Source organism: Gammaproteobacteria bacterium (assembly GCA_013003425.1).
In the GTDB taxonomy this organism is placed as follows: Bacteria; Pseudomonadota; Gammaproteobacteria; order Steroidobacterales; family JABDKV01; genus JABDJB01.
Genome location: JABDJB010000004.1, coordinates 1 through 8,494 on the forward strand (window position 1 = coordinate 1; position 8,494 = coordinate 8,494).

Below are 8,494 nucleotides of genomic sequence, written 5' to 3' on the forward strand. Positions count from 1 at the left end.
CGTCGACGGCAACACCGTGTGGCTGATTGCTGGCATGGGCCAGCAGCTGGCGCAAACGCTCCAGATCAGCAAAGTCTGCCCGCAGCTGAAACCGGTGATAACGCAATCGCGCAAGTTTGACCAGCAGTTGCTCGTTGTAACGCCTGTCGAGCAGTGGCTGTATCGCCTCGATCTGACTGTCGAGGTTAGCGGTGTATACCGCCCCCGACGTAGTGGGGTAAGAATCAGCGTCAGCCGGCCAGCCGGGCCCGATCATCTGCCTGGCCTGTTCAAGCTCTGCGGCCCACGAAAAGCCGGCAGTGTCCGCCATGCTGCAACCCTGCAGCAGGCAGCAGACCACCAGCAGCAGCGGCTTTGTCAGAGCAGGAAACGAGGCCCGGGCACCAGCCGGGGCCTCGTCAGTTAACGATATCAACGCGTGCTCAGCGAATCAGTTCGGTTCACCCAAAAACGGAAAGGTGCTGAGGAATGCACTGTCATTGTCGACAAAATCGGAAACCCCCGGGCCAACGACGGCGCCAAACGTATCATCGATTACGTCGCGCTCGAGGGTACGTCCGCCGCATTGAGGCAGTCCAAGCTCAACCGCCAGGTATGCGTCGCAGTCCGGGCTGCGGACATCGATTATCAGGCGGTCATCAACCAGCACTGACGCCAGCACCATTGGCGGCAATAAATTATTGCCGGTGATGCCATCAAGCGTATCAAGTGCCGCCAGATTGCCGGCAATCTCCTTCTCGAACAGGCCTGACCACATGCTGATGTCTGCTGACTGGTTGTAACGATCCTTCAGGCCGGTGGATGCAAGCAAATCGATCAGGGCCGTTGTGATGCCGGGACGACCAGTGCGATCGATCTGTCGCAACCCACGCAACTGGGCAGGCGCCCGTGATGCGCGGCGGAAATCGCGGTCGTCATCATCGTCATCTGCATCATCGTCATCTGCATCATCGTCGCCGTCATCATCGTCATTTCCGTCATCATCATCGTCGCCACCGTCATCCACCGGGCGACGTCGCGCTGTGGAGACATAATACTTCAGCACGCTGCCCTCGCCGCTCGCCAGCAAAACCGAGGCATCTATCCCCATTACTATTGCCAGCACGTTGGCACCGGCAAAAGAGTTAATGCCGGGGTCGGTAAATTGCGGTGTCAGCGTCGCGACGGTTTGTGCAAACGCAGCCCCGTCGAAAAAGAACGGGTCATCACGCAACCCGGCATACAGGCGCACCGCGCCAGATTCGATAATCTGTTCGACACGCCCTTTGACCTTGATGCCGCCACCGGAGCAGTGAATCTTTTTGCCCCCGGGAAACCGGCACGTGATAATCAGTTCAGGCGAGCTCGGATCCGTATTTTGCAGGTGAAAGCGATACAGCACAGCTTGAGAGAATTGTGAACTGCTGGTGGCAAAGGGCAGAAAAGTGGCCGCCAGGATTACTTCGCGTGGATTGTTTGGATTAACAAACGCATAGATATCAGCCAGGTCAGCCACCGGGTCGATAGAGACCAGTGGCGCGTCGCCGTGATCCGCTGCGTGGACAGGCAGCACCAAAGCCAGTAGCAATATGATCAGGCCTCTGCTTGCAGTACTCATACTGTTCTCCCCGTGAATCTGCAGTTTCCTCTGCATGTGAATCAGAAATCGTGTGCCGTCGTTAAACGACAACTTACTTATTCCTCTTAGTATAGTCAGCATATCCGACAACGTCATGTGCCCCGCAGCCAGCTGTTTTGGCACTGTTTATCGGGCTTCGCAGGGCAATGCTGCCGGTTTGTCGAGCCCGCGCGTCTTTGTTCGACGTCTCGTCGTTCAGACTTTTCGTCGAAGTCGCAGCAGGCCGGGCCAGTCCGGACAACTTCAGGACCCAGGGTGCCGGGACCGCAGCAAGGCAGTACCCGAGATCGATCAAGGCCGATAACAGCTCGGTTTCTGCCGGCCATTGTTCGCCGCAGCAATCCGGCTGAAAACGACCCGGTGCGGATCACGAGTTATTGCTAATCCTGGAATCAGTCCGAAGATTGCAGGACAAGGTCCCAGCGCAGTCATGACGCTTCGCCTACACTCAAAGGTGAAACAAACCAAATCGGATGCTCATGAAACCACCGGCTGACTGGTATGACATACCAGTTGATGCGGACCAGGTTTTATTGATTGCGAGAATAAATCCGTGAGGAGTTACATCATGTCTTTGAAGACCCTGTTGCTGACGCCGCTCGTTCTTGGTTCCGTCATAAGCCTGGTTTCTGCCAACAGCCACGCGAACCTGCTCACGAACGGTAGATTTGAGATGCCTGATACACCCGCCGAGACCCTCTGCGCCTCCGGTTCTTTTTCTGTACCCGGCTGGGGCTGTTTCAATGGTTCCTTAATTGTCGGCCCGGGTGCCACCTTCGGGGCGCCAGTTTCACATGATGACGGGGGCAGCCAATCCCTGAAGCTTTTCGGTTTCGATGGCGGGGCCGACCAGTTTGTACCGGTGACCGCAGGCACGACCTACGAAGCCTCGGTTTGGGCGATGAACTTCTCTGCTGATCCTTTCAATCACCTCGCGTTGTTAGCGCTTAATTTCCTGGATGCTGACAGTAATGTCCTGGGAGAGATTTTTTCGGCCGTGGGTCAGATTGGCGGTGACGACAGCTTTCAGCAGTTGGCTACCCGGGATGGGGCAGAGGTTTCAGACTGGACGCGTCTATCGGTCATGGGTCAGGCACCTGCGGGTACAACCACAGCCAAAGTTCTGCTACTTCACGTCTTTGATGAAGCTAATGCTAATCCAGCCAGCGCAATATACTTCGATGATGCCAGCCTCACGATCGCCCCTGTGCCTGATTCTGATGCTGATGGCGTAACAGATTCCACCGACAACTGCACGCTGGTGGCCAATGATGATCAGCGGGATACGGACGGCGATGGCATCGGCAACGCCTGCGATCCCGACCTGAACAACGACTGCACTGTGGATTTACTGGACCTCGCCAGCTTCAGAACCGTTTTTCTTACCGGTGATGCAAACGCTGATCTGAACGGCGACGGCACGGTCGATCTTTTCGACCTGGCCAGAGTCAGGCAGTTATTTCTGCAACCGCCTGGGCCCAGCGCCACCGGCTGCACACCGGGACGCTAGCCAGACCTATCGACCATTGCACTGGCCTGGTCAGGTCTACGTATTACTCGTTGCGTTACGGGGCGACTCAGACGAACGACTGGGTTGGCTCGCTCTCGGCCGGTGAAGAGTCGCGGCTGAAGCCGCTCCCACTGGCTATTGACCTGCGCATGTGCAATGTCGGGTTTTGGCCGATTGCGGAAGTTCGCGATTTCCCTAAAGCATGCGAATAGGAAGTATTAAAGCCCTACCGAAAGTAAGTGACCGGGATCCATGGTTCCTGGTGCAGCCCTTCTATCCTCAAGGCGGCTAGCGCTGGAATGACTACAGAGAGGGATATCACAACCGTCGCAGCAACACGCCAGCTGCACCGAAACCGCACTAGCCTGTTTATGTTCATCATTTTTGAAGCCCCGGAGATAAGCATTAGCCGCAAAAATCACCACCGAACAGGCCCGGCATTTCAAAGGCTGATAGATGTTGGTACGGGTGATTTCCCCCACGAGAGCCGTGTTTCTCGACTCAGTCTGGCCGGCAGTTGCAGTTTCAGGTGGTTTGGCCGCGCAGCTTGCCAATCATGCGGGCAACATAGTGTGGTGAGCGGGTATAGGGCGCCAGTACAGCGTAGATAGCGGGCACGGCAAACAAGGTCAGCACGGCAGAAATCGCAACGCCGAAGACGACAACAATACCAATAGGCTGACGTGACTCTGAGCCCGCGCCGGTAGCCAGTAGCAGTGGCAATGCACCGAAGGTGGTGCAGGCCGATGTCATCAATATGGGTCGGAGACGAATCGTAGCGGCCTCAGTTACCGCATCGGCCAGCGACTTGCCACGATCACGCAGCTGATTGGCAAACTCGACGATGAGCACACCATTCTTGGCGGCCAGACCAATCAGCAATATGGCGCCGATCTGGGTGAACACATTAATACTCGAGCCGTAGGCATAAAGTCCCAGCAGCGCACCGGTCAAAGCCAGCGGCACCGTAATCATGATAATCACCGGGTGAATAAAACTCTCGAACTGCGCGGCCAGCACCAGGAACACAATCAGTAATGCCAGACCAAAGGTCAGGTACAGCGATCCGCCGGTTTCCTGAAATTCGCGACTCTCGCCATCCCAACTGATCCGCGCGCTGGACGGCAACACCTCTCGCGCTCGGGCGCCGAGCGCCGCGACCGCGTCGCCCAGTGACACGCCCTCAGCAAGACCGGCTTCGATAGTGATTGAACGCATGCGGTCAAAACGGTTCAGCTCATCCGGACCGGCAACTTCATTCAGTGTGATCAGATTGGCCAGCGGGATCAGCTGACCATTACTGGCAGATCGTACATAAAGGTTTGACAGGTCATCCGGGCTGGCGCGATCGGCGTCTTCACCCTGAAGGATCACGTTGTACTCACGGCCGCGGTCGACGTACGTCGTTACGATGCGTGATCCGAGCATGGTTTCCAACGTGCGACCAATGGAAGACAATGAAACACCCAGCGCCGCGGCCCGGTCGCGATCAACGGCAATCCGCATTTGCGGCTTGCGCTCCTGATAGTTGGAATCCGCGTTGACCAGTTCCGGCATGTCGCCAATTGCAGCCATGATGAGGTCACGCCACTCCTGCAGCTGCACGTAATCGGGCCCACCCAGCACCAGCTCAACCGGGCGGCCATCACTGCGTATGCCCAGGCTCGAAGGGGTTATTGCGTTCGCGCGTACACCGGGCAGCTCGGCAAGCTTGCTGCGCAACCGCGACGCGATTGCCTCAGCATCCTCTTCTCGCTGCTCCCATGGCTTGAGCAGCACAATCAAACGTGCGCTATTTACGCCGCCAGTACCACCCCACCCTGCCGGCAACCGCGTCAACACGCGTATTACCGGGCCGTCGCCAATCTCTTCCATCACCATGGCCTCAGCCTGGCGTGCATAACGGTCGGTGTATTCCATGCTGGCCCCTTCCGGACCCCGCATGGTGGCGAAAAATACGCCGCGATCCTCTTTTGGTGCGTACTCTGCGGGCAATGCACCAATTAACACCGCCGATGTGGCACCGACCACAAGCGCGCCCGCCAGTGTCAGCCACGGGTGCCTGACAACATGAACCAGAATGGCGCGGTAGCGACGCGACAATGCACGAAAAAACCTGTCGACCAGTCGCGCGAGACCTGATTTTTGCTTTTGAATCGAAAACAGACGCGAAGTCATCATCGGCGTTAGTGTCAGCGCGACTATGCTGGAAAAAATCACTGCCGCAGCCAGCGTGATACCAAACTCGCTGAACAGTCGTCCGACGTCGCCACGGATATAACTCAGAGGCACAAAAACCGACACCAGGACCAAAGTCGTTGCGATGACCGCAAAACCGATTTCCTTTGCGCCCTCCAGTGCGGCGAGCAAAGGCTGCATTCCATCCTCGATACGCCGATAAATGTTCTCAAGAACAACAATCGAATCGTCAACCACCAGCCCGATGGCCAGCACCAGCCCCAGCAAGGTGAGTATATTGATGGTGTAGCCAAGTGCGCCCATAACCATAAAGGTCGCGATCAACGACACAGGCACGACGACGGCGGGCACCAGCGTTGCGCGCAAGGTCCCGAGAAACAGATAAATAACAATCAAAACCAGCAAAATGGCAAAGCCCAGTGCTTTGACCACTTCGTTCATCGATGCCTCAATGAACTCGGCCCGGTCGTAGTTGACTTCCAGTCGCATTCCCGGCGGCAAGTCAGGCTGCACCCGTTCTGCTTCCGCACGCACACCACGCGAAACTTCGACGGTATTTGCCGTCGACAACTGCTCGATGGCCAGACTCACGGCCGGTATGGCATTGGCCCGGGCAATACTGCGTTCGTTTTGCGCGCCGACTCGCACATCGGCCACTTCTGCCAGACGTACCAGCTGACCGTCAGCACCTCGACCCACGACCAGGCGACTGAAATCCTCTGCTGTCGTGTAGCCGGTATCTGTACGCAACGTGAACTCGCGCTGGCGCGACTCCAGCCGGCCGGCCGGCAGCTCGACGTTTTCTGTGCGCAGTGCAGACTCGATATCCGCTACAGTCAGGGCGTGCGCCGCCAGCGCCTCGCGGTCAATCCAGATTCGCATCGCATAGCGACGCGCGCCGGAGATACGCACTCGTGCCACACCTGCAACGGTCGAGAATCGGTCAGTTAAATAACGTTCGGCGTAGTCGGTGATCTCCAGGCCCGACATTTCATCCGAAGTCAGGTTGAGAAACATCACCGAGCGCGTGTCATTATCGACTTTAGCAATCTCCGGCGGATTGGATTCTTCCGGCAGGTTGTCAACAACGCGTGCAACCCGGTCGCGGACATCGTTGGCAGCTTCGTCAACATCCCGTTCCAGGCTGAACTCGATTCTGATATCAGATTGCTCATCGCCGCTTTGCGACGTCAGTTTTTCAATGCCTTCCAGTCCGGCAATCTGATCCTCGATAATCTGGGTGATTTTGGTCTCGACAACCTCTGCCGATGCGCCCCGGTAGGTTGTTTCAATTGAGACCACCGGTGGATCAACGTCCGGATACTGCCGTACCGGCAGGTTAGCCAGTGCCGCCAACCCAAGAATAACCAGTAATAACGACACCACGGTGGCAAACACCGGGCGACGCACCGAAATATCGGAGATGATCACCCGCCGCTTACCTGCCTTTGCAGCACCTGCACGGGTTTGCCCGGTCGGGCTTTTTGCGTGCCTTCGGTGATAACGCGCTCGCCGGCGCTCAGGCCTTCCAGCACCTCAACATCGCCGGGCCGGCGTCGCCCGGTGCGGATCTCCCGTTTTTCAACCACGTCATCCATGCCAACGACAAAAACAAACTGACGGCTCTGCTCCGGCACTACCGCCTCCTCCGGGATAGTCAGCGCCTTCACATCCTCTTTAAGCAACGTCACGGTCAAAAACATACCCGGCCGCAGTTTGCCGTCGGGGTTGGCTACCACCGCTCGCAATGTGATTGTCCGGGTTACGGGATCGACACGCGTATCGACCGACGACACCACGCCGTTGAACTGCTCGTTCAGGTAAGCCGCACTGATCGCTGACACGGTCAGACCCTCCTGCACCCTTGCCAGCACGGTTTCGGGTACAGCAAAATCCAGTTTGATCGTGTCGGTATCGTCGAGCGTTGTAATAATGGTATCCGGACCGACTAACGAACCAGGACTGATACGGCGCAGCCCGAGGCGCCCGGCAAAGGGCGCGCGCACGACTGTATCGTCAAGGCGCGATTTTGCCGCGTCGAGTAATGCGCGATCTGCATCACGGCGAGCAGTAAGCTGCTCGATTTCCGACGCCGATACTGCCTTGGATCGGAACAGTTCCTGCGCCCGGCGCAGCTGGCTACCTGAATCGACCAGTGTTGCTCTTGCCGCAGCCACGGCAGCAAGAGCCTCAGTGTTCTCCAGTTCGACCAGCACTGCCCCGGCTTCGACACGCTGCCCTTCTTCGAAGCGTATCGCAGAGACGCTTTCGACAACTTCCGGCCGGATGTCGACCGACTCATTGGCACGTGCGTTGCCCAGTGCTTCGACGGTGAGCGGGAATTGCTGGATCGCCGCTTCAGCGACCACAACGCCAGGGCCTTCAGCCGCACCAGCTGCCCGGCAGGCCAGAAAAAACAGAACTGTAAGAAATCGCCACATGCTGTTGCACAATAACCCGCAAGGTTCAGCAGTCTACACAACCGGCTGTAATCCGCCCAGCTATTGCATCTTGACGACGCCCATAGCAAAACGGCGGCCCGAAGCCGCCGTTTTTCCATCGATTTTCCGCCGCTCAGTGTCGGTGACTTTCTCACCAAGCCCGGCGCCGACCGTTGACGGCCGACTCATCAACCTGCTTGCCTGGGTCGAGGACGACCAGGGTGAGCAGGCGCGGGCTGGCGAGGCCTACCTGACCGGCTGTATTGAGGAACTGGATGTCGACTGCGACGGCGTAAGGGCAGCAGCGATAATTGTCTCGTCGTTCCCAAACCGCCACAGCGTCGTGGTGGGAGGGCAATTCAATGAAACACACGGGCAATATTCGGTGGTAAGTGGTGGCTCAGGCGACAGCGCTACCGGCTCGCACGACTGGGTCGCCGGTAATGGCGGCTTCCAGGATTATTGAAGTTTCAAGGGAAACCGGGGTCGAATCGCAGAGTGAAACATGCGGTTCGACTCCTGTTCTTATAGGGACGGTCGTAGGAGCGGCTTCCAGCCGCGACCCTAAAATTACCGTTCCGCATCAGGCCGCATCAGGCCGTAGGAGATTCTATGGCGTTGGGCAAGCCTCCATTGGCTGTTTTCGGAATGTTGTCTGATCGCGCAGCAGGGCGAAGGCGATGCGGGCCAGCTTGCGCGCCAGGATGACATTGGCGGCGATCTTCG

At 57.5% G+C, this 8,494-nt stretch carries 6 protein-coding genes; 2 read left to right on the forward strand and 4 right to left on the reverse strand.

Going from position 1 to position 8,494, the window contains the following annotated elements:
* Together HKN06_00290 and HKN06_00295 are read right to left on the reverse strand one after the other, a co-directional pair.
* A partial coding sequence (locus tag HKN06_00290; GenBank protein NNF59743.1) for a hypothetical protein occupies window positions 1–415 on the reverse strand: 415 nt, incomplete at its 3' end.
* Window positions 416–430: 15 nt separating this feature from the next.
* A complete protein-coding gene (locus HKN06_00295) occupies window positions 431–1,597 on the reverse strand; it encodes a DUF4331 family protein (GenBank protein ID NNF59744.1) in 1,167 nt (388 codons plus the stop codon).
* Between the two features lie 595 nt (window positions 1,598–2,192).
* On the opposite strand from HKN06_00295, the gene HKN06_00300 reads away from it, so the two are divergent.
* A complete protein-coding gene (locus tag HKN06_00300; GenBank protein NNF59745.1) occupies window positions 2,193–3,128 on the forward strand; it encodes a hypothetical protein in 936 nt (311 codons plus the stop codon).
* Window positions 3,129–3,653: 525 nt separating this feature from the next.
* Here HKN06_00300 and HKN06_00305 read toward each other — a convergent pair.
* Together HKN06_00305 and HKN06_00310 are read right to left on the reverse strand one after the other, a co-directional pair.
* Window positions 3,654–6,758: an efflux RND transporter permease subunit gene (locus tag HKN06_00305; protein ID NNF59746.1), complete on the reverse strand. Its 3,105-nt coding sequence runs from the start codon at window positions 6,756–6,758 to the stop codon at window positions 3,654–3,656.
* Window positions 6,755–7,768 carry an efflux RND transporter periplasmic adaptor subunit gene (locus HKN06_00310; GenBank protein NNF59747.1) on the reverse strand — a complete coding sequence of 338 codons (1,014 nt, stop codon included), beginning with the start codon at window positions 7,766–7,768 and terminating at the stop codon, window positions 6,755–6,757. The genes HKN06_00305 and HKN06_00310 overlap by 4 nt, the downstream gene beginning before the upstream one ends.
* 142 nt (window positions 7,769–7,910) lie before the next feature.
* Between HKN06_00310 and HKN06_00315 the strand changes: the two genes are divergently transcribed.
* Complete coding sequence (locus HKN06_00315) at window positions 7,911–8,234, forward strand: hypothetical protein (protein NNF59748.1); 324 nt, start codon at window positions 7,911–7,913, stop codon at window positions 8,232–8,234.
* Window positions 8,235–8,494 lie beyond the last annotated feature (260 nt).

Bases quoted from the DNA above. Each gene is read 5' to 3' on its own strand.
- HKN06_00295 (NNF59744.1), bottom strand. From the start codon at position 1,597: ATGAGTACTGCAAGCAGAGGCCTGATCATATTGCTACTGGCTTTGGTG.
- HKN06_00310 (NNF59747.1), bottom strand. From the start codon at position 7,768: ATGTGGCGATTTCTTACAGTTCTGTTTTTTCTGGCCTGCCGGGCAGCT.